The sequence below is a fragment of the Pseudomonas arsenicoxydans genome (genome assembly GCF_900103875.1).
Lineage (GTDB): Bacteria > Pseudomonadota > Gammaproteobacteria > Pseudomonadales > Pseudomonadaceae > Aquipseudomonas > Aquipseudomonas arsenicoxydans.
Genome location: NZ_LT629705.1, coordinates 6316975 through 6337542, shown reverse-complemented (window position 1 = coordinate 6337542; position 20568 = coordinate 6316975). Strand labels below are relative to the sequence as shown.

The 20568-nt window shown below is 60.0% G+C and carries 19 protein-coding genes; 15 read left to right on the top strand and 4 right to left on the bottom strand.

Annotated features, from left to right (window positions below; genetic code table 11):
* Positions 1-73 precede the first annotated feature (73 nt).
* The gene (locus BLQ41_RS29660; RefSeq protein WP_090187964.1) at positions 74-1561 is read right to left on the bottom strand and encodes a gamma-aminobutyraldehyde dehydrogenase; all 1488 of its coding nucleotides are present in this window, start codon (positions 1559-1561) and stop codon (positions 74-76) included.
* A gap of 100 nt (positions 1562-1661) precedes the next feature.
* Entirely contained in the window at positions 1662-2576 is a 915-nt protein-coding gene (locus BLQ41_RS29655; RefSeq protein ID WP_090187962.1) for a LysR family transcriptional regulator, read from the bottom strand.
* Positions 2577-2752: 176 nt separating this feature from the next.
* Here BLQ41_RS29655 and BLQ41_RS29650 point away from each other — a divergent pair, with 176 nt between their 5' ends.
* The 15 genes from BLQ41_RS29650 (at position 2753) to BLQ41_RS29580 (ending at position 19099) form a co-directional block, all read left to right on the top strand.
* Positions 2753-3475, top strand: coding sequence for a tellurite resistance TerB family protein (locus tag BLQ41_RS29650; protein ID WP_090187959.1), 723 nt, complete (start codon positions 2753-2755; stop codon positions 3473-3475).
* A 143-nt stretch (positions 3476-3618) separates the two neighbouring features.
* Positions 3619-5241, top strand: coding sequence for a methyl-accepting chemotaxis protein (locus tag BLQ41_RS29645; RefSeq protein WP_090187956.1), 1623 nt, complete (start codon positions 3619-3621; stop codon positions 5239-5241).
* Positions 5241-5777 (top strand): chemotaxis protein CheW, encoded by a 537-nt coding sequence (locus BLQ41_RS29640; RefSeq protein ID WP_090187953.1) that lies wholly within the window; start codon positions 5241-5243, stop codon positions 5775-5777. Before BLQ41_RS29645 ends, BLQ41_RS29640 begins: the two co-directional genes overlap by 1 nt.
* Positions 5774-7036, top strand: coding sequence for a CheR family methyltransferase (locus BLQ41_RS29635; RefSeq protein ID WP_090187950.1), 1263 nt, complete (start codon positions 5774-5776; stop codon positions 7034-7036). The genes BLQ41_RS29640 and BLQ41_RS29635 overlap by 4 nt, the downstream gene beginning before the upstream one ends.
* Positions 7033-7722: a chemotaxis protein CheW gene (locus BLQ41_RS29630; protein ID WP_090187947.1), complete on the top strand. Its 690-nt coding sequence runs from the start codon at positions 7033-7035 to the stop codon at positions 7720-7722. Before BLQ41_RS29635 ends, BLQ41_RS29630 begins: the two co-directional genes overlap by 4 nt.
* On the top strand, positions 7719-10001 hold the full coding sequence (locus BLQ41_RS29625; RefSeq protein ID WP_090187944.1) for a hybrid sensor histidine kinase/response regulator: 2283 nt from the start codon (positions 7719-7721) through the stop codon (positions 9999-10001). Before BLQ41_RS29630 ends, BLQ41_RS29625 begins: the two co-directional genes overlap by 4 nt.
* Entirely contained in the window at positions 9998-11008 is a 1011-nt protein-coding gene (cheB, locus tag BLQ41_RS29620; protein WP_090187940.1) for a chemotaxis response regulator protein-glutamate methylesterase, read from the top strand. Before BLQ41_RS29625 ends, cheB begins: the two co-directional genes overlap by 4 nt.
* A gap of 48 nt (positions 11009-11056) precedes the next feature.
* On the top strand, positions 11057-12058 hold the full coding sequence (locus BLQ41_RS29615; RefSeq protein WP_090187937.1) for a diguanylate cyclase domain-containing protein: 1002 nt from the start codon (positions 11057-11059) through the stop codon (positions 12056-12058).
* Between the two features lie 134 nt (positions 12059-12192).
* Positions 12193-13288 (top strand): peptide chain release factor 2 gene (gene prfB, locus BLQ41_RS29610; RefSeq protein ID WP_095920368.1). Its coding sequence is split into 2 segments (ribosomal slippage): positions 12193-12264 and positions 12266-13288, totalling 1095 coding nucleotides; the frame shifts between segments, so codons are not numbered across the junction.
* A gap of 71 nt (positions 13289-13359) precedes the next feature.
* Positions 13360-14862 carry a lysine--tRNA ligase gene (lysS, locus tag BLQ41_RS29605; RefSeq protein WP_090187934.1) on the top strand — a complete coding sequence of 501 codons (1503 nt, stop codon included), beginning with the start codon at positions 13360-13362 and terminating at the stop codon, positions 14860-14862.
* A 102-nt stretch (positions 14863-14964) separates the two neighbouring features.
* Positions 14965-15681: a TetR/AcrR family transcriptional regulator gene (locus BLQ41_RS29600; RefSeq protein WP_167360515.1), complete on the top strand. Its 717-nt coding sequence runs from the start codon at positions 14965-14967 to the stop codon at positions 15679-15681.
* Between the two features lie 160 nt (positions 15682-15841).
* A complete protein-coding gene (locus tag BLQ41_RS29595; protein WP_090187930.1) occupies positions 15842-16396 on the top strand; it encodes a hypothetical protein in 555 nt (184 codons plus the stop codon).
* 36 nt (positions 16397-16432) lie between these two features.
* Positions 16433-17710 carry a flavohemoglobin expression-modulating QEGLA motif protein gene (locus BLQ41_RS29590; protein ID WP_090187928.1) on the top strand — a complete coding sequence of 426 codons (1278 nt, stop codon included), beginning with the start codon at positions 16433-16435 and terminating at the stop codon, positions 17708-17710.
* A 148-nt stretch (positions 17711-17858) separates the two neighbouring features.
* Complete coding sequence (locus tag BLQ41_RS29585; RefSeq protein ID WP_090187926.1) at positions 17859-18773, top strand: alpha/beta hydrolase; 915 nt, start codon at positions 17859-17861, stop codon at positions 18771-18773.
* Complete coding sequence (locus BLQ41_RS29580; RefSeq protein ID WP_090187923.1) at positions 18770-19099, top strand: hypothetical protein; 330 nt, start codon at positions 18770-18772, stop codon at positions 19097-19099. Before BLQ41_RS29585 ends, BLQ41_RS29580 begins: the two co-directional genes overlap by 4 nt.
* A 164-nt stretch (positions 19100-19263) precedes the next feature.
* On the opposite strand, the gene BLQ41_RS29575 is transcribed toward BLQ41_RS29580, so the two are convergent.
* Together BLQ41_RS29575 and BLQ41_RS29570 are read right to left on the bottom strand one after the other, a co-directional pair.
* The gene (locus BLQ41_RS29575; protein ID WP_090188911.1) at positions 19264-20052 is read right to left on the bottom strand and encodes an OmpA family protein; all 789 of its coding nucleotides are present in this window, start codon (positions 20050-20052) and stop codon (positions 19264-19266) included.
* Positions 20053-20107: 55 nt separating this feature from the next.
* On the bottom strand, positions 20108-20521 hold the full coding sequence (locus BLQ41_RS29570) for a DUF4398 domain-containing protein (protein WP_090187921.1): 414 nt from the start codon (positions 20519-20521) through the stop codon (positions 20108-20110).
* Positions 20522-20568: the final 47 nt, after the last annotated feature.

Here is a 20568-nt window from a genome sequence, read left to right as displayed (position 1 = left end):
CTCTTCTTTAATTATGGTCGGGGCAGTTGTGAACGTGGTGAAGCATGCCGTTAGCGGCTTGTTATTAGCGTAGTCAGAGATGCTGTCCGTGGCGCGCCATGATGTGCCGCACCACGCTGTAGTCCTGGAGCGAATCGCTGGATAAGTCTTTGCCGTAACCCGAACGCTTCAGGCCGCCGTGGGGCATTTCGCTGACCAGCATGAAATGGCTGTTGATCCAGGTGCAGCCATACTGCAACCGCGCCGCGACCTGCATCGCCTTGTCCAGGTTCTGGGTCCAGATGGAGGAGGCGAGGCCGTATTCGGAGTCGTTGGCCCAGTCCACCGCTTGTTCGAGTTCGTCGAAACGGGTGACGGTAACCACCGGCCCGAACACTTCGCGCTGGACGATTTCATCGCTCTGTTTGCAACCGGCGAGCAGGGTGGGCTGGTAATAGAAGCCGGCACCGGAATGCACCGCCGCGCCGGTCACCCGTTCAATGTGCGGTTGGCCGAGGGCGCGTTCGACAAAACTGGCCACGCGGTCGCGCTGGCGGGTGCTGATCAGCGGACCGATCTCGTTGTCGGCATCGCGTTTGCCGGCAAAGCGCAGGCTGCTGACCGCCGCGCCGAGTTCGGCCACCAGGCGGTCGTGAATCCCGGCCTGTGCATAAATCCGGCAGGCAGCGGTGCAATCCTGGCCGGCGTTGTAATAGCCGTAAGTGCGCACGCCTTCGACCACTGCCTGAATGTCTGCATCGTTGCAGACGATCACCGGCGCTTTGCCGCCGAGCTCAAGGTGGGTGCGTTTAAGGGTTTTCGCAGCGGCCTGGAGGATTTTCTGCCCGGTAACGATATCGCCGGTCAAGGAGACCATGCGTACTTTGGGATGACTGACCAAATGGCTGCCAACACCTTCACCGCCGCCGCAGACGATGTTGATCACCCCGCGCGGCAGGATTTCGGCCAGCGCGGGCGCCAGGGCCAGAATCGACAGTGGCGTGTGTTCCGACGGCTTGAACACCAGCGTGTTACCCGCGGCGAGGGCCGGGGCGATTTTCCACGCGGCCATCATGATCGGGTAATTCCATGGCGCAATCGATGCGACCACGCCAATCGGATCGCGACGGACCATGCTGGTGTAGCCCGGCAGATACTCGCCGCTGAGCTGGCCCGTCTGGCACCGCACGGCACCGGCGAAGAAGCGGAACACGTCGACCGTCGCGCTCAAGTCATCTTGGCGAGCAAGGTGCAATGGCTTACCGCAGTTCAGGGATTCGAGGCGGGCGAGGAGGTCGGCTTGTTTTTCGATGGCGTTGGCGATGTCCAGCAACAGGTTCGAACGCTGCTGCGGTGTGGTCCTTGACCACCCGGCGAACGCACGATGGGCGGCAAGGATCGCGGCTTCGACTTGCTCGGTGCTGGCTTCGGCAATGTGCGTCAGCACTTCACCAGTGGCCGGGTTGAGGATCGGTTCGACAAAACCCTGGCCCGCGACCAATTCGCCATCGATCAACAACGCGGTGAACAACGGGGTCTGCGCGCCAGCCATTTTTCGGGTTCTCTTTTCTTGTGTGGCCATGCTGCTCCCTGTGACTGGGGCGCGGCCGTCTTATAGATGTACCAAGACTAGTGCGCGGGCCCGAGGTCGACAAATTCTAAATACTGAAGGTGGCGTTCGATTAAATAGATGGCTTGCGCCCGCCATGGGGTTGTTCACGGGCGACTGTCAGGAACGGGTCTACCAACGCCGGTCGCGCGGTGCCGCGACGCCACGCCAGACCGACGTCGAGGGTCTGGCTCAGGTCGGCAATCGGCCGCGCTTCGATGATGTCGCCCTCCAGCGACCAAGGGCGGTAGGTCATGTCGGGCTGGATCGACACACCCAGACCGGCTGCCACCAGACTTCGCACGGCCTCCGTCGACGCTGTTCTCAGGGTGATGCGTGGCTGCAGCGAGGCCGCCGACCACATGCGCTGGGCATTGCGGTCCATTTCATCGACGTTCAGCTGAATCAGCGGCTCACGGGCCACATCGGCGAGGTTGATGCTGTCGTGTTCCAGCAACGGATGCTGGGCCGGCAGCCATAGCCGATGGGGTGAGTGGGTGAGGACTTCAGTCTGCAAGGCATGGCGGTCTTCGAGGTTGGAGAGGATCAACACGCCAACATCGATCTCACCGCTGACCAGCAAATGCTCGATGTAAGGTCGCTCGTCTTCCATCACGCGGATCTCGACGTTGGGGTAGGCGCGCTGGAAGCGGGTGAGCAAATCCGCGAGGTAGTAACCGGCCACCAGGCTGGTTACGCCGATGATCAATTGGCCGGCGACCTGATCGGTGCTCTGTTGCAGGCTGCGTTTGGCGTTGTCCACGGTGGCCAGAATCAAGTGCGCCTGGCGCAGGAACTGATGGCCCTGGTGGGTCAGGCTCATGCCTTTGGCGTGTCGGTTAAACAGGCTGACGCCAATCTCCTCTTCCAGTTGCTGGATCGCCAGGGTCAAGGTCGATTGGGAAATGAACGCGGTTTGCGCCGCGGCGGAGATCGAGCCGGTCTCGGCCACAGCAATGAAATGGCGGATTTGACGCAGGGTCATCATGGGCAATACCCGGTGGGCGGTTTTTATAGATTTAATCGAGTGTATATCTTTTTAATCGATAGCCACTTTTGACAAGGCAACATCCAGAAGCACTCTCGTCGGCAGAGACGGGGCACTTTCGATCTAGGCTGATGGCCTCAAGTGTCCGGTTAACCCGTTTCGTGGAGGCGGCAAAAATGAATACGCGTGGATTGCTCGATCAACTGCTCAAGTCCGGTCAGGACCTGTTGCAGAACAAGGCCGGAGGCGCACAGAACAAGGCAACCAGCGGCGGCCTGGGCGGATTGCTCGGTGGCAACGGTGGTTCGGGCGGCCTCGGCAGCTTGCTCTCGGGTGCGGGCGGCGGGGCATTGGCGGCCGGCGCCATGGGGCTTCTGCTGGGTAACAAGAAGGTCCGCAAAGTTGGCGGCAAAGTCGCCATTTACGGCGGCCTCGCGGCCTTGGGCGTGATTGCCTACAAGGCGTATGGCAACTGGCAGGCCCAGCAGGGCACAACCCCTCAAACCGAACCGCAAACGCTTGATCGTTTGCCGGCCGCACAAGTCGAACAGCACAGTCAGGCAATTCTCAAAGCGTTAGTGGCCGCCGCCAAAGCCGATGGCCATGTCGATGAGCGCGAACGTGCGTTGATCGAAGGCGAATTCACCAAACTCGACAACGATCAGCAATTACAACAGTGGCTGCATGCCGAACTCAGTAAACCACTCGACCCGGCGGAAGTCGCCCGTGCTGCCAGCACGCCGGAAATGGCCGCCGAGATGTACATCGCCAGTGTGATGCTGGTGGATGAAGAGAGCTTCATGGAGAAGTCCTACCTCGATGAATTGGCGCGGCAGTTGAAGCTTGATCCGGGGTTGAAGGCTGAACTGGAGAAGCAGGTGCGTCAGGCGTTGACGTGAACCTTGTGGGTTTGCGGGCGCAACGGCCGACAACGGGGCCTGATCGGGCTTTCGTCAGGTTGAGCAGTGGCATGACACCTGTCTTATAAACGCAACACCCTCGGCTATACTGCGCAGCATTTGAATCGCTCCGAGGACTGACTGTGAAGAACTGGACGTTGCGCCAACGCATCTTGGCGAGCTTTGCGGTAATCATCGCCATCATGCTGTTGATGGTCGTCGTCTCGTATTCGCGGCTGTTGAAGATCGAAGCCAGCGAGGCCAGTGTTCGTGATGACGCACTGCCCGGTTTGTATTACAGCTCGATGGTTCGCAGTGCTTGGGTCGACACCTACCTTCGAACCCAGGAAATGCTCGGTTTGAAGGAAGGGCAGGGCTATAGCACTGAAGAAGCCGAGAACTTCAAAAACTTCGATACGCGTCTGCAGGAGCAGATGAAGAACTACCAGGACACTGTCACCACGGACGAAGACAAGGTTGAGTACGCCGCTTTTGAAAAGCTCCATGCCGATTACAACAAGGTCCTGGCCGCGGTGCTCGACTTGCGCAAGCGCAATCAGGACGCTGACGCGATCAAGATGTTCAACGAGCAACTGACCCCGGCCTGGACCGCAGGTCGCATGAAACTCAATGACATCATTCGGGAAAACAAAGTGGTGGCCGACCAGGACATCGCCAACATCGATGACGCAGTGGTCACCGCAAAAGTCATCATGGGCATTTCCCTGTTGGTCGCGGTTCTGGCGGCGGGCTTCTGCGGGTTGCTGTTGATGCGCGCGATCATGGCGCCGATGAACCGGATCGTGCAGATCCTTGAAATCATGCGCACCGGCGACCTCAGTGGCCGTCTCAACCTGGAGCGCAAAGACGAATTCGGTGCGGTGGAAACCGGCTTCAACGACATGATGACCGAGCTCACCTCGCTCGTGTCCCAGGCCCAGCGCTCGTCGGTGCAAGTCACTACCTCGGTGACGGAAATCGCTGCCACCTCCAAACAACAGCAAGCCACCGCCACCGAAACGGCCGCCACCACCACTGAAATCGGTGCGACGTCCCGTGAAATCGCGGCCACTTCCCGTGACCTGGTGCGCACCATGACCGAAGTCTCCACCGCCGCCGATCAGGCTTCGGTGGCGGCCGGTTCCGGGCAGCAAGGGTTGGCTCGCATGGAAGAAACCATGCACGCGGTGATGGGCGCGGCGGATCTGGTCAACGCCAAACTGGCGATCCTCAATGAGAAGGCCGGCAACATCAATCAGGTGGTCGTGACCATCGTCAAAGTCGCTGACCAGACCAATCTGCTGTCCCTGAACGCCGCCATCGAAGCCGAGAAGGCCGGTGAATACGGTCGCGGGTTTGCCGTGGTCGCCACTGAAGTGCGGCGACTGGCGGACCAGACCGCCGTTGCCACGTACGACATCGAACAGATGGTGCGTGAGATTCAGTCGGCGGTGTCGGCCGGGGTCATGGGCATGGACAAGTTCTCCGAGGAAGTGCGGCGCGGCATGTTTGAAGTACAGCAGGTCGGCGAGCAGCTGTCGCAGATCATCCATCAGGTCCAGGCGCTGGCGCCGCGGGTGTTGATGGTCAACGAAGGCATGCAGGCGCAGGCCACCGGCGCCGAACAGATCAACCATGCGCTGGTGCAGTTGGGCGATGCCAGCAGCCAGACCGTCGAGTCCCTGCGTCAGGCCAGTTTCGCGATCGATGAATTGAGCCAGGTCGCCATTGGGCTGCGTGGCGGCGTTTCGCGATTCAAAGTCTGATGAGCGAACTGACGCTCAAGCGTGGCGCGGTGATGCCCGCGAAGCAGGTGTTGTTCCTGGTGTTTCGCATCGCCGGCGAGCGTTTTGCCTTGCAGGCGATCGAGGTGGCGGAAGTGTTGCCGCGCCTGCCATTGAAACCGATTGCCAAAGCGCCCGCCTGGGTCGCCGGGGTCTTTGCCTATCGCGGCGCAGTGGTGCCAGTGATCGACCTCAGTGCGCTGACGTTTGGCCAACCGGCGCAGCCCCGTACCAGCACGCGGTTGGTACTGGTGCACTATCGGCCGGACGATGTGACGCCTTCGACCTTGCTCGGGCTGATTCTGGAGCAGGCCACCGATACCTTGCGCTGCAACTCGGCGGACTTTAAGCCTTATGGCCTGGACAATCGTCAGGCTCCCTATCTGGGGCCGGTTCGTGAAGACGCGCAGGGTTTGCTGCAGTGGGTGCGGGTGGCCGATTTGCTCGATGAGCAGGTGCGCGCGCTGTTGTTTCCCTCGCCACCGCTGGACCTGGCGTTGCTTGAGGAGCGGCCATGAGCAGCGACCAGCGCTTTTTCGACTTCCTCAAAGAACGAATTGGCCTGGATGTGACGTCGGTGGGTCCGGCGATCATCGAGCGCGCGGTACGCCAGCGCTGCACCGCGTCCCGGGCGCTGACGGCCGACGATTACTGGCACACGCTGCAAGGTTCGCAAGATGAGCAGCAGGCGCTGATCGAAGCCGTGATCGTCCCCGAGACCTGGTTTTTCCGTTACCCGGAATCCTTCGCCACGTTGGCGAAACTCGCGATCAAGCGGTTGGTCGAGATCAACCACATGCGCGCGCTGCGGATTCTCAGCCTGCCATGTTCCTCCGGCGAAGAACCGTATTCGATCGCCATGGCCCTGCTCGATGCCGGGCTAAAACCGCATCAATTCAAAGTTGAAGGCATGGACGTCAGTCCGCTGTCAGTGGAAAAGGCCAAACGCGCGCTGTACGGTAAAAATTCGTTTCGTGGTCATGACCTCGCGTTTCGCGAGCGGCATTTCACCGAGGAAAGCGACGGTTATCGCCTCAGCGAGCGCGTGCTGGAACAGGTCCGTCTGCAAGTCGGCAACCTGCTCGATCCGGCGTTGCTGGCCAGCGAGCCGCCCTATGATTTTGTGTTCTGCCGAAACCTGCTGATCTATTTCGATCAAGCGACCCAGCAGCAAGTCTTTGAAGTCCTCAAACGCCTGACCCATGTCGATGGCGTGCTGTTTATCGGACCGGCCGAGGGCGGTTTGCTGGGGCGTTTTGGCATGCGCTCGATTGGCATTGCGCAGTCTTTTGCGTTCAGTCGCCAAAGCGCGCCGGTTCCGGAGTCACTGCCCGTCTTTGTTCCGACGCCGTTGCCGGTGCGCCAAGCGGTACGCAGCGTGCCGCCCACGCCGGTGCGCAATCGTCCGTTCACCACCCTCACGCCGCCGACCGCCACCCCGAAAGCCCCGGAAGCAGCCGCGTTGCTGGCGAACATCGCCACCCTGGCCAACGAAGGCAAAAGCGCCGACGCCCGTGCTGCCTGTGAACGCTATCTGGATGATCATGAACCCGTGGCCCAGGTGTTTTACTGGTTGGGGCTGCTCAGCGATGTCGCCGGTAAAGGCCTGGAGGCCCAAGGGTTTTATCGCAAAGCGTTGTACCTCGAACCGCAACATCCCGACGCGTTGATGCACCTGGGTGCCTTGCTGCAGTCATTGGGCGACACGGCGGGTGCCCGACGATTGCAGGACCGCGCCGCCAGAAACGGACGCGCCGACAGTGAGCGTAAACGATGAGCGCCTCCGACACCTTGAGCCTCACCCATGAAGATGCCCAGGCCATCGACGACTGCTGGAACCGCATCGGTATCCACGGTGACAAGTCCTGCCCGCTACTGATCGAACACATTCACTGCCGTAATTGCGCGGTGTATTCCTCCGCGGCCACCCGCTTGCTGGATCGCTACGCCTTGCAGCAGAACGACCTTGAGCAGGTCCGGGCAGTGGTCGAAACCGACGTGAAAACCCGCTCGCTGTTGATGTTTCGTCTCGGTGAAGAATGGCTGGGCCTGGCCACGCGCACGCTGGTGGAAGTCGCGCCGCTGCAAGCGATTCACTCCTTGCCACACCAGCGCTCCCGAGCGTTGCTCGGCGTGGCAAATGTGCGCGGCGCGTTGGTCGCGTGCTTGTCGCTGGTGGAGTTGCTGGGGCTCGACGGCACCGGCATCGTCAACGTGGCGTCCGGAACGCGGGTGATGCCAAGGATGCTGATCATTGCCGCTCACGGCGGGCCCGTTGTGGTGCCAGTGGATGAAGTGGACGGGATTCACGCCATCGACGAGCGCATCCTTGATGCCGCGTCGCAGTCCGGCACCCAGGCCAGCGGCAAATACACTCGGGGCGTGTTGCCATTCAAGGGGCGCAGCCTGCGTTGGCTGGATGAAGAACAGCTGTTGTCCGCCGTGACCCGGAGCCTCGCATGACCCCCGAGCAAATGCGTGATTCCTCTTTGCTGGAATTGTTCAGCCTCGAAGCTGAGGCCCAGACCCAGGTATTGAGCGCTGGCCTGTTGGCGCTTGAACGCGATCCGACCCAGGCCGATCACCTTGAGTCGTGCATGCGCGCCGCCCACTCCCTCAAAGGCGCGGCGCGGATTGTCGGCGTCGATGCCGGGGTCAGCGTCGCCCATGTGATGGAGGATTGTCTGGTCAGTGCGCAGGAAGGGCGCCTGTACTTGCGCCCCGAGCACATTGACGCCTTGCTGCAAGGCACCGATTTACTGATGCGGATTGCGACACCGGCCCAGGCGCCCACCCCAGTGGAAATCGACGCGTATGTGGCGCTGATGACGAAACTGCTGGATCCGCTGGCACTGGCCGCGCCCATGAGCACGCCGATCGCACCGTTCATGGCCGCGCCTGAACCGCAAGCGGCCGCCGTCGAGGAGTTTGTTCCGGTCCTCGAGCCTGCCCCCGTCGAACCGCCGCGCAAAAACAGGCGCCTCACTGACAATGGCGAGCGCGTGCTTCGGGTCACGGCGGAGCGCTTGAACAGCCTGCTCGACCTGTCGAGCAAATCCCTGGTCGAAACCCAGCGGCTCAAGCCGCATCTGGCGACGATGCAGCGCCTCAAGCGTCTGCAGAACAACGGCCTGCGCGCCCTGGAAAGCCTGAATGTGCATCTCAAGGAACATTCCTTGAGCCTCCAGGCCCAGGAAGCCTTGGATGATGCCCGTCGACTACTGGCCGAGTCCCAGCAATTGCTGGTGGAAAAAAACGCCGAGCTGGATGAGTTCGCCTGGCAGGCCAGTCAACGCGCGCAGGTGCTGTACGACACCGCGCTGGCCTGTCGCATGCGGCCCTTTGCCGACGTGTTGAGCGGGCAAGTGCGCATGGTTCGCGACCTTGGACGCAGTCTCGGCAAGCAAGTACGGCTGGAGATCGAGGGCGAGAAAACCCAGGTTGACCGTGACGTGCTGGAAAAGCTCGAAGCGCCGCTGACGCATCTGCTGCGCAACGCCGTCGACCACGGCATCGAATCTCCCGAGCAACGCCTGCTGGCCGGTAAGCCGCCAGAAGGTTTGATTCGTCTGCGCGCCTCCCATCAAGCCGGTCTGTTGGTGCTGGAATTGAGCGACGACGGTCACGGCGTCGATCTGGAGAAGGTCCGGCGCAGCATCATCGAGCGTCAGCTATCTCCCGCTGAAACCGCCGCGCAGCTGAGCGAGGAAGAGCTGCTGACGTTCCTCTTCCTGCCGGGTTTCAGCCTGCGCGACACGGTCACCGAAGTGTCCGGGCGCGGCGTTGGCCTGGACGCGGTTCAGCACATGGTCCGTCAGCTACGCGGCGCGGTGGTGCTGGAACAGACCGCGGGCGAGGGCAGCCGTTTTCACCTTGAAGTGCCATTGACGTTGTCGGTGGTGCGCAGTCTGGTGGTGGAAGTCGGCGATGAGGCCTACGCATTTCCGCTGGCACACATCGAACGCATGTGCGACCTGGAGCCTTCGGACATTGTTCAAATCGAGGGGCGCCAGCATTTTTGGCATGACGGTCGGCACGTCGGGCTGGTCGCGGCCAGTCAACTGCTGCAGCGCCCGGCGAACCAAAACAGTCAGCAGACCCTCAAAGTGGTAGTGATTCGCGAGCGCGATGCGATTTACGGTGTGGCGGTCGAACGGTTCATTGGCGAGCGGACATTGGTTGTACTGCCGCTGGATGAGCGTCTGGGCAAGGTGCAGGACATTTCCGCCGGCGCCTTGCTGGATGACGGGTCGGTGGTGCTGATCGTCGATGTCGAGGACATGTTGCGTTCGGTGGACAAACTGCTCAACACCGGGCGTCTGGAGCGTATTGCCCGCCACGGCAGTCAAGCTGTCGAAGCGGCACGCAAACGGATTCTGGTGGTCGACGATTCGCTGACCGTTCGCGAGTTGCAGCGCAAGCTGTTGCTCAATCGTGGATACGACGTGGCCGTGGCGGTCGACGGTATGGATGGCTGGAACGCCTTGCGTTCGGAGGATTTCGATCTGCTGATCACCGACATTGACATGCCACGCATGGACGGCATCGAACTGGTGTCTTTGCTGCGCCGGGATAACCGTCTGCAATCGCTGCCAGTGATGGTGGTGTCGTACAAAGATCGAGAAGAGGACCGTCGTCGTGGACTGGACGCCGGAGCCGACTATTATCTAGCCAAAGCCAGTTTTCATGACGACGCCCTGCTTGATGCGGTGGTTGAGCTCATCGGAGGAGCGCGGGCATGAAAATAGCCATCGTTAACGACATGCCCATGGCCGTAGAGGCCCTGCGTCGGGCCTTGGCATTTGAACCGGCGCACGAGGTGGTGTGGGTCGCCAGCAACGGAGCGGAAGCGGTGCAGCGTTGCGCCGAGAATACCCCTGACCTGATTCTGATGGACCTGATCATGCCAGTCATGGACGGCGTCGAGGCCACACGGCAAATCATGGCGCAGACCCCGTGCGCCATCGTCATCGTCACGGTCGACCGCCAGCAGAACGTCCACCGGGTGTTCGAGGCCATGGGCCACGGCGCGCTGGACGTGGTCGACACCCCGGCCCTCGGCGCCGGCAATGCGCAAGATGCGGCGGCCCCGTTGTTGCGCAAGATCATGAACATTGGCTGGCTGATTGGTGACAAGGGCAATCGGGAGCGATCGGCTCCGAGCCCGTTGCGCGGTTCCGCCTCCCGCAAGCGCCTGATTGCCATCGGCTCGTCCGCTGGCGGGCCGGCAGCGCTGGAAGTGTTGCTCAAGGGCTTGCCGCGCGATTTTCCGGCGGCGATTGTCCTGGTCCAGCACGTTGACCAGGTGTTTGCCACCGGCATGGCCGAGTGGCTCGGCAGTGCCAGCGGCCTGAACGTCCGCCTGGCCCAGGAAGGTGAGCCGCCGCAGACCGGCACCGTACTGCTGGCCGGCACCAACCACCATATCCGCTTGTTGAAAAACGGCACGCTGGCCTACACCGCTGAACCGGTCAACGAGATCTATCGCCCCTCGATCGATGTGTTTTTCGAGAGTGTTGCCAATTACTGGAATGGTGACGCCGTAGGCGTTTTGCTGACCGGAATGGGGCGCGACGGCGCACAAGGGCTTAAACTCATGCGCCAACAGGGTTACCTGACTATCGCTCAGGACCAGAACAGCAGTGCGGTGTACGGGATGCCGAAGGCGGCAGCGGCCATCGAGGCGGCGATGGAAATTCGCCCACTGGAAAAGATAGCGCCCCGATTGCTGGAGATTTTCTCGAAATGACGGCTTTTCACAGCAATCCTGGCTCAGGTAGTAATCAGGTGACTGCACATGACTGACTTACAGCTCGACGACTTCAAAACCGACGAAAACGCCGCCATGGTGCTGTTGGTGGACGATCAGGCGATGATCGGTGAGGCGGTGCGCCGAGGGTTGTCGAGCGAGGACAATATCGACTTCCACTTCTGCGCCGACCCGCATCAGGCCGTCTCGCAGGCGATCCGCATCAAGCCGACGGTGATTCTGCAGGATCTGGTGATGCCCGGCCTCGACGGCCTGAGCCTGGTGCGCGAATACCGCAATCACCCGGCGACCAAGGACATTCCGATCATTGTCCTGTCGACCAAGGAAGACCCGCTGATCAAAAGCGCCGCCTTTGCCGCCGGTGCCAATGATTACCTGGTCAAGCTACCGGACAACATCGAGCTGGTGGCGCGTATCCGCTATCACTCGCGCTCCTACATGATGTTGTTGCAGCGTGACGCGGCTTACCGCGCGCTGCGGGTCAGCCAGCAGCAGTTGCTCGACACCAATCTGGTGTTGCAGCGGTTGATGAACTCCGACGGCCTGACCGGGCTGTCAAACCGCCGGCACTTCGATGAATACCTGGAACTGGAATGGCGCCGTTCGCTGCGCGACCAGACGCAACTGTCGTTGCTGATGATCGACGTCGACTATTTCAAGTCCTACAACGATAGCTTTGGCCACCTGGATGGCGACGAGGCCTTGCGTCAAGTCGCCACGGCGATCCGCGATGCCAGTGCGCGACCTTCGGACCTGCCGGCGCGTTATGGGGGTGAAGAGTTCGCCCTGGTGCTGCCCAATACCACGCCGGGCGGTGCGCGACTGGTGGCGGAAAAACTGCGCCTGACCGTGGCCGCGCTGAAGATTCCACACATTGCCCCCACCGAAGGCTCAAGCCTGACTATCAGCATCGGCTTGTCGACCATGATCCCGCAGCCGGGCAGCGATTGCCGGCAACTGATTTCGGCGGCGGACAAGGGGCTGTATCGGGCCAAGAACAATGGGCGTAATCAGGTGGGGATCGAGTAGCGGGCGACTTCGGTTGCCACAGGGCTGTACAGAAAATCCCATTCGCCCCTAAAGCCGCCAGGCGGGCTGCTGTTACAGCCTGATTACGTTATACTCGCCGGCTTTCAAAAGTTCGCCAACGAGTGCTGCCCGCCATGGAAATCAACCCGATCCTTAACAGTATCAAGGACCTGTCCGAGCGCTCCGAAACTATTCGGGGGTATCTTTGACTACGATCAAAAGCATGAGCGTCTGACTGAAGTCAATCGCGAGCTTGAAGATCCGTCTGTCTGGAACAACCCGTCGTACGCTCAGGAACTGGGCCGCGAGCGATCGCTGCTGGCTCAGATCGTCGAAACCCTCGACGAAATGCATTCAGGCCTGGCCGACGCCAAAGACCTGCTGCTGATGTCCGCCGAAGAAGAAGACCAGGCCGCCGTCGATGACGTCGCCGCCGAAGTCGAGCGCCTGCGCGAGTCGCTGGAAAAGCTCGAATTCCGTCGCATGTTCAGCGGTGAAATGGACGCCAACAACGCCTACCTGGACATCCAGGCCGGCTCCGGCGGCACCGAGGCCCAGGACTGGGCCAACATCCTGCTGCGCATGTACCTGCGCTGGGCTGACAAACGCGGTTTCGACGCCACCATCATGGAGCTGTCGGCCGGTGAAGTCGCCGGGATCAAGGGCGCCACGGTGCACATCAAGGGCGAATACGCCTTTGGCTGGTTGCGCACCGAGATCGGCGTGCACCGTCTGGTGCGCAAGAGCCCGTTCGACTCCGGCAACCGCCGCCACACCTCGTTCTCGGCCGTGTTCGTATCGCCGGAAATCGATGACAACATCGAAATCGATATCAACCCGTCGGACCTGCGCATCGACACCTACCGCTCCTCCGGTGCCGGTGGTCAGCACGTAAACACCACCGACTCGGCCGTACGTATCACCCACGTACCGACCAACACCGTGGTCAGCTGCCAGAACGAACGCTCCCAGCACGCCAACAAAGACACCGCGATGAAAATGTTGCGGGCGCGCTTGTACGAGCAGGAAGTGCAGAAACGCAACGCCGCCTCCCAGGCCCTGGAAGACACCAAGTCGGACATCGGCTGGGGTCACCAGATTCGCTCTTACGTGCTCGATGCGTCGCGAATCAAGGATTTGCGCACTAACATCGAACGCAGTGACTGCGACAAGGTGCTCGACGGCGACATTGACGAATACCTGGTGGCCAGCCTGAAACAAGGCCTGTAAACCGCCAGTCAAGACCTCAAGTCCCCTGCCACCGGTGGGGGCAACGAACCTGTGATGGAATTTTTAAAGACATGAGCGACCTAGAACTCGACCCGCAAGCCCTGCAACAGGAAGAAAACTCCCTGATCGCCCTGCGCAAGGAAAAGCTTGCTGCCGAGCGCGCCAAGGGCAATGCCTTCCCCAACGACTTCCGCCGCGAAAACTACTGCAATGACTTGCAGAAACAGTACGCGGACAAGACCAAGGAAGAGCTGGCAGAGGCTGCAATTCCGGTCAAGGTTGCCGGTCGCATCATGCTCAACCGTGGCTCGTTCATGGTGATCCAGGACATGACCGGTCGCATCCAGGTCTACGTCAACCGTAAAACCCTGTCCGAAGAAACCCTGGCCGCGGTGAAAACCTGGGACATGGGCGACATCATTGCAGCCGTTGGCACCTTGGCCCGTTCCGGCAAGGGCGACCTGTACGTTGAAATGACCGAAGTGCGCCTGCTGACCAAGTCGCTGCGCCCGCTGCCGGACAAGCACCACGGCCTGACCGACACCGAACAGCGCTATCGCCAGCGCTACGTTGACCTGATCGTCAACGAAGACGTGCGCCAGACGTTCCGCGTGCGTTCGCAAGTGATTGCGCACATCCGCAGCTTCCTGATGAAGCGCGACTTCCTCGAAGTCGAAACGCCGATGCTGCAAACCATTCCGGGCGGCGCTGCGGCCAAGCCATTCGAAACTCACCACAACGCGCTGGACATGGAAATGTTCCTGCGTATCGCGCCTGAGCTGTACCTCAAGCGTCTGGTTGTCGGCGGCTTCGAGAAAGTGTTCGAGATCAACCGCAACTTCCGTAACGAAGGTGTCTCGACGCGGCACAACCCTGAATTCACCATGTTGGAGTTCTACCAGGCTTACGCCGACTACGAAGACAACATGGACCTGACCGAAGAGCTGTTCCGCGAGCTGGCGCAGCTGGTGCTGGGCAGCACCGACGTGCCTTACGGCGACAAGGTGTTCCATTTCGGCGAACCGTTCGTGCGTCTGTCGGTGTTCGACTCGATCCTCAAGTACAACCCCGAGCTGACCGCTGACGACCTGACCGACATCGAGAAGGCGCGTGCCATCGCCAAGAAGGCCGGTGCCAAGGTGCTGGGCTTCGAAGGTCTGGGCAAGTTGCAGGTGATGATTTTCGAAGAACTGGTCGAGCACAAGCTGGAACAGCCGCACTTCATTACCCAGTACCCGTTCGAAGTCTCGCCGCTGGCCCGTCGTAACGACGAAAACCCAAGCGTCACCGACCGTTTCGAACTGTTCATCGGCGGCCGTGAAATCGCCAACGCCTATTCCGAGTTGAACGACGCGGAAGACCAGGCCGAGCGCTTCATGGCGCAGGTGGCGGACAAGGACGCCGGCGACGACGAAGCCATGCACTACGACGCCGACTTCGTTCGCGCGCTGGAGTACGGCATGCCGCCAACAGCGGGTGAAGGCATCGGCATCGATCGCCTGGTGATGTTGTTGACCAACTCACCGTCGATCCGCGACGTGATCCTGTTCCCGCACATGCGGCCGCAAGCGTAAACGTTTCATTTAAAAAGCCGCCTAAAACAGGCGGCTTTTTATTGCCTGTCTGGTACAAACGTATCAAATGGTTACTTTTGAAATAAGTGAGGAAGACCTGTCGTGAACCGTGCAATGGCTCAAGAGGGTGCAGCGGATGTCGCCACTGCAGTCGCTGAAAGTGTTCAGTACCAAGGCCGCAAGGCCAGCCGACAGGGCAGCGAGCAGCGTCGACAGGAGATTCTCGATGCGGCGATGCGCATTGTCGTGCGCGATGGCGTGCGGGCTGTGCGTCACCGCGCGGTGGCGGCCGAGGCCAATGTGCCGTTGTCGGCCACCACTTACTACTTCAAGGATATCGATGACTTGCTCACCGATACCTTCGCGCAATACGTGGAACGCAGCGCCGCGTTCATGGCCAAGCTGTGGGTGAACAATGAAGGCCTGCTGCGTGAGATGGTGGTCAGCGGCGACGGCAGCCCCGAGTCTCGCTCGCAATTGGCGGACGACATCGCAGGGTTGATGGCGGACTATGTTCACCGGCAACTGATCAATCGTCGCGAACACTTGATGGCCGAGCAGGCATTCCGCCAGGAAGCGCTGCTGAACCCACGCCTGGCGCTGTTGGTGCGCTCGCATCAGCAAATTCTGCTGCAGGGAACGTGTCAGCTTTTCGAAGTATTGGGTTCCCGTGAGCCACAACAGGATGCCAAAGTGTTGACGGCCATTATCGGACGGATGGAATATCAGGGCCTGCTCAACGACGCCGAGCCTGTGGCCGAAGCCGAAATGCTCGGTATCCTGACCCGCTACATGCACCTGGTGTTGGCGTCGGTGTAATTCCTGAGTGGAGGCGAATCCCCTGTGGGAGCGAGCCTGCTCGCGATTACGGTCTGACATTCAACATCTCTGTTGCCTGACAATCCGCCATCGCGAGCAGGCTCGCTCCCACAAGGTTGGTGGCCACTTGAGGGCGATGTGTGTTCATAGGGAGTGTTGAATGAAAGCCTGGCGCGTCGTAGTGATCGCCTTGTCGTTCCTGCTGCTCAGTGGCTGCCTGGTGACCTTCAAGGAGCCTCTGCCCACGAGCGACCCCGCGCCCAAAGGATTACTCGGCAAATGGACCAGCACCAACGCCTGGGGCGAGCCGATGAATCTGGAACTGACGCGCCTGGGCGACAATCGCTATCAGGCGGTCAGCTATTTCAAGGCCAAACCCAGCGAGCGCGAAGCCTATCCCTTCACGGTGTCGCGCCATGGCAGTCGCTGGTACCTGTCGGCGAAGGTCCCGGCGCAGTTCGGCGGTCATTTCACTATTGCGGGTTTCGAGCTCAACGATAAGCACGAACTGGTGGTCTATAACCTCGACCTCGAGCAGATCAACCAGGCACTCGGACAAAAAGTCCTGAGTGGCGAAGGCTTTCAGACTGACGACGGCGACGGCGTGTTGATCAACAACAGCATGGACCAGGTCTTTGCTTACCTCGATGATCCGGCCAATTCCGATGTGTTCGTCGAGGCCGTGCGCTATCAGCGCCTGGCCAAAGCCAAATAAATCCAGCACGTAACGGTTTTTCTACAGGAGTTTCGGGTGGACGATTACCAGCAGACGATACGCATTTTGTCCGATCGCATTGTGCTGGCGCAGACGCCGATTCGCGTCCTCGATGCGGTGAAATGGGATGACAGCATCCGCAAGGGTTTCCTCAAGGCCAAGGGCAAGGAAATGCCGGCCGTGGATCGCGACTATTACCTCAACCGACCGCTGACATTCGATTCCAGCAAAGTGAAACTGGAATTCCAGAACATCGAACGCGACATCACCCGCCAGCTTGGCCAGTTCAACCCGGTCGGCCAGATCATGCGTCGCATGTGCAAGGAATACCGGATGGTGGTGCGTATGCTCGAAGCGCGCGGCACCGAGGATTTCGGCCTGATTTCACAGGAGTTGTACGGCGCTGCATCCGACGCGTTCCACGCCGGTGATCCGACGCTGTCCGACCTCGGCCTGATGCTCTCCGACTACCTGAACAACATCGATGGCCGGGGCGACCTTAAGGATGAGCCGAAAATCCTCACCGCCAAGGATGCCGTGAATTTACTGCAAACCCGGTTGAGCAAGGTGTTTGGCGAGGCCGAGGAAACCATTCGGGTGTTCGAGTCCGATGGCATTGTTGCTGACGCGGCGGCTGGCGCCGACTACATCAAGATCCGCACCGACGCGATGTTCAACGAACGTGACGTGCGCGCCCTGGAGGTTCACGAAGGGCTGGTGCATGTCGGCACGACGCTCAACGGACTGAACCAGCCGATCTGTACGTTCCTGTCCAAGGGCCCGCCGTCATCGACGGTGACCCAGGAAGGCCTGGCGATCCTGATGGAAATCATCACCTTCGCTTCTTACCCGAGTCGCCTGCGCAAGCTGACCAACCGCACCCGCGCCATTCACATGGTGGAGGAGGGCGCGGACTTTCTGCAGGTCTACGAGTTCTTCCGCGAGCAAGGCTTCGAAATGCCCGAAAGCTACGGCAACGCCAGCCGGGTGTTCCGTGGTTCGGTGCCCAATGGGCTGCCATTTACCAAAGACTTGTCCTACCTCAAGGGCTTTATCATGGTTTACAACTACATTCAGTTGGCCGTGCGTAAAGGCAAGCTTGAGCAGATTCCGCTGCTGTTTTGCGGCAAGACTACGCTGGAAGACATGCGCACCTTGCGTCAGTTGGTGGATGAAGGGCTGGTGGTGCCGCCGAAGTATTTGCCGGAGCAGTTCCGCGACATGAACGCGCTGTCGGCGTGGATGTGCTTCTCCAACTTCCTCAACCACCTGAGCCTGGACCGGATCGAAGCGGATTACTCGAACATTCTCTAGGTCAGAAGTTATCTCCTGTGGGAGCGGGCTTGCCCGCGATAGCGATGTCACAGCCAACACGAATGTTGAATGTTAAGCCGCCATCGCGGGCAAGCCCGCTCCCACAGGGGGTTGTATTTCAATCCCTGTATTCGCGAGGTTTCAACGGATGAGAATCCTCGGCATTGTCTGCCTTATTCTGACCTTGAGCGGTTGCAGCTCCTTGCTGTTCTACCCCGAACCCGGTCAGCTGTTTACTCCGGAAAAAGCCAAGCTCGACTACCGCGAAGTGACCCTGACCACGGCTGATGGCCTCAAGCTGAACGCTTGGTGGCTGCCGGCGAAAAAAGGTGTCGAGGTCAAGGGCACCGTGCTGCATCTGCACGGCAACGGCGGCAATCTGCCGATGCATTTGGGCGGGAGCTGGTGGTTGCCCAAACAAGGCTATCAAGTGCTGCTGGTGGACTATCGCGGCTATGGTTTGTCCGAAGGGAAACCGAGCTTGCCAGAGATCTATGAGGACATCGATGCCGCGTTCAAATGGCTCGATCAGGCACCGGAGGTTAAAGGCAAGCCGCTGATCCTGCTCGGCCAGAGCCTCGGTGGTTCGATGGCCGTGCACTATCTGGTCCAGCATCCCGAACGCCAGAAACAACTCAAGGCCTTGGTCCTGGATGGCGTTCCCGCCAGTTATCGCAGTATTGGCCAATACGCCCTGAGCAACTCCTGGCTGACCTGGGCCTTCCAGGTGCCGTTGTCCTGGCTGGTGCCTGACGGTGACAGCGCGATCAACTCGGTGGCGCAGCTCAATGGCGTACCAAAACTGATCTACCACAGCATCGACGATCCGATCGTGCCCCTTTCCAATGGCATCCGTCTGTATCAAGCTGCGCCGCCGCCGCGAGTGCTGCAGCTGACCCGTGGCGGTCATGTGCAGACGTTCGCAGACCCGGTCTGGCGCAAAGTCATGCTGCGCTATCTTGACGACCCGCAGCATTTCAACGGCCTGCGCCGCCTGGGTGAAGTTCCCAATTACCCGGCACCCCCGAATTCAGAAGATGAACCACCAGAGAGTCCGCAATGAGTGAAGAACGTAACGCCATCCCGCTGATCATCACCGGCATCTGCAGCATCCTCGGCACCGTCGGGGCCTTGTGGTTCTACGGTTACCTGCACTTCGCCAAACCCGAAGATGCGTTGCTGCTCAGCGATTTCACCATGCTCAAGACCGTGCCGGGCGAAGACTACAAAGTCTCCCTGGAGCCAGCGTCGCAAGTGGCCCAGTGCATCGATGGCGTGCTGGTGATGTTTGATACCGAACAGAAAGGCCTGACTGGCGTACTGGTCAACAATCAGAAAAAAGCCGTGCGCTGCATGGGCCAGGAAACGCCGCAGAAGTTAGAGCCGTAGCGCGCTGGAAAAGATCGCAGCCTCGTTTCACTCGACAGCTCCTACAGAAACACACGGTCCCTGTAGGAGCTGTCGAGTAAAACGAGGCTGCGATCCCTTGATCTAAAAAAAAAAGCCCCGCCTGATCGACTCAGGCGGGGCTTTTGTGTTTCAGCGGGTGACGCTTAGTTCGAGCTGACTGCCGAACGCGGGATCACTGGCTGGTTGTCGTTGGAAATGGTCACTTCCACCCGACGGTTCATCGCACGACCCGAGGTGCTATCGTTTTCAGCAACCGGGTATTCCTTGCCATAACCCTGGGCAACGATGCGCGCTGGATCAACGCCCATTTTCACCAGTGCCATGCGCACGGAACCGGCACGACGTTCGGACAGCGACTGGTTGTGGCTCGCGGTGCCGGTGCTGTCGGTGTAACCCTCGACGATCACTTTGCGATCAGGATTTTCCGAGAGGAACTGCGCCAGTTTGTTGATATTCACCAGACCGCTGGATTTCAGGTCAGCCCGGTCGGTGGCAAACAGCACGTCACCGAAGGTCACCACGGTGCCGCGATCGGTTTGCTTGGCGTTCAGGCTGTCCTGCAACTGCTTGATTTGCGCATCGCGGGCATCCAGGCGGGCCTGGGCGCGTTGGGCCGATGCGTTTTTCAAGTTGGCTTCAGCGGTGCGCAGGGCGATGGTCTGCTTGGCCACTTCAACACGCTGGTTGGTCAGGTAAGCCAGTTGGTCAACCTTGGCCTGGTCTTGCTTGTCCTGATAAGCCTTGTCGGCCTTATCCAGGTAGTCGCTGGCGTCTTTGGTTTCCAGTGCCGCAACTTTGCTCGCTTGCGGATTGGCTTGCAGGCCGCTGTAGTTGGTACGGGCCTGTTCCAGATTCGCGTTAGGCGGGGTGGAGCAGGCAGCCAGTGCAACGCTTGCGGCCAGGAGAGCGGGGATCATCAGTTGCTTACGCATAATCATTCGTCCTTTTCTATCGATAAGAGCTTCAGTCTTTGGTCCGGATGCGCGCTTATTGCACAGTGCGCTGACTTTCCTGACGCAGTTCCTGAACGCCTTTCTGAGAGTCCTTCACAGCTTGATCGGCTTTGATCGCCTGGGCTTTGCGTTCGGCTACACGAGCGTCCCACTCAGCCTGTTCGGCCAGAATTCTGGCTTCTTCATACTTTTTGTCGTGCATGGCGATTTCGGATTGTTTGAGCTTGTCTTGCGCGGATTTCATTTCCACGGCCGCGAACTCGGTGCCGCCGGCGCTGACCGCGCTATTCACAGCGGATTGCGTCACAGCGAATTGCTCGGTCGGTGGATTGCCGGCGCAGCCAGCCAGAACGAAGCTGGTGCCGATTGCCAGGGCAGCCAGTTTCAGACTGCGCAAATGATTGAACGAGGACTTGGCAGTGCTGATCTTCATGGTCTTCAACTCCATTGGTAAAACTCCTGAAAAACTGAAATATCCATGCTGGGCAAGGAGCC

Excerpts from the sequence above, each read along its gene's own strand:
- BLQ41_RS29660 (WP_090187964.1), bottom strand. The coding sequence starts at position 1,561 with ATGGCCACACAAGAAAAGAGAACCCGAAAAATGGCTGGCGCGCAGACC.
- BLQ41_RS29655 (WP_090187962.1), bottom strand. The coding sequence starts at position 2,576 with ATGATGACCCTGCGTCAAATCCGCCATTTCATTGCTGTGGCCGAGACC.
- BLQ41_RS29650 (WP_090187959.1), top strand. The coding sequence starts at position 2,753 with ATGAATACGCGTGGATTGCTCGATCAACTGCTCAAGTCCGGTCAGGAC.
- BLQ41_RS29640 (WP_090187953.1), top strand. The coding sequence starts at position 5,241 with ATGAGCGAACTGACGCTCAAGCGTGGCGCGGTGATGCCCGCGAAGCAG.
- BLQ41_RS29635 (WP_090187950.1), top strand. The coding sequence starts at position 5,774 with ATGAGCAGCGACCAGCGCTTTTTCGACTTCCTCAAAGAACGAATTGGC.
- BLQ41_RS29630 (WP_090187947.1), top strand. The coding sequence starts at position 7,033 with ATGAGCGCCTCCGACACCTTGAGCCTCACCCATGAAGATGCCCAGGCC.
- BLQ41_RS29625 (WP_090187944.1), top strand. The coding sequence starts at position 7,719 with ATGACCCCCGAGCAAATGCGTGATTCCTCTTTGCTGGAATTGTTCAGC.
- cheB (WP_090187940.1), top strand. The coding sequence starts at position 9,998 with ATGAAAATAGCCATCGTTAACGACATGCCCATGGCCGTAGAGGCCCTG.
- BLQ41_RS29615 (WP_090187937.1), top strand. The coding sequence starts at position 11,057 with ATGACTGACTTACAGCTCGACGACTTCAAAACCGACGAAAACGCCGCC.
- lysS (WP_090187934.1), top strand. The coding sequence starts at position 13,360 with ATGAGCGACCTAGAACTCGACCCGCAAGCCCTGCAACAGGAAGAAAAC.
- BLQ41_RS29595 (WP_090187930.1), top strand. The coding sequence starts at position 15,842 with ATGAAAGCCTGGCGCGTCGTAGTGATCGCCTTGTCGTTCCTGCTGCTC.
- BLQ41_RS29585 (WP_090187926.1), top strand. The coding sequence starts at position 17,859 with ATGAGAATCCTCGGCATTGTCTGCCTTATTCTGACCTTGAGCGGTTGC.
- BLQ41_RS29580 (WP_090187923.1), top strand. The coding sequence starts at position 18,770 with ATGAGTGAAGAACGTAACGCCATCCCGCTGATCATCACCGGCATCTGC.
- BLQ41_RS29575 (WP_090188911.1), bottom strand. The coding sequence starts at position 20,052 with ATGCGTAAGCAACTGATGATCCCCGCTCTCCTGGCCGCAAGCGTTGCA.
- BLQ41_RS29570 (WP_090187921.1), bottom strand. The coding sequence starts at position 20,521 with ATGGAGTTGAAGACCATGAAGATCAGCACTGCCAAGTCCTCGTTCAAT.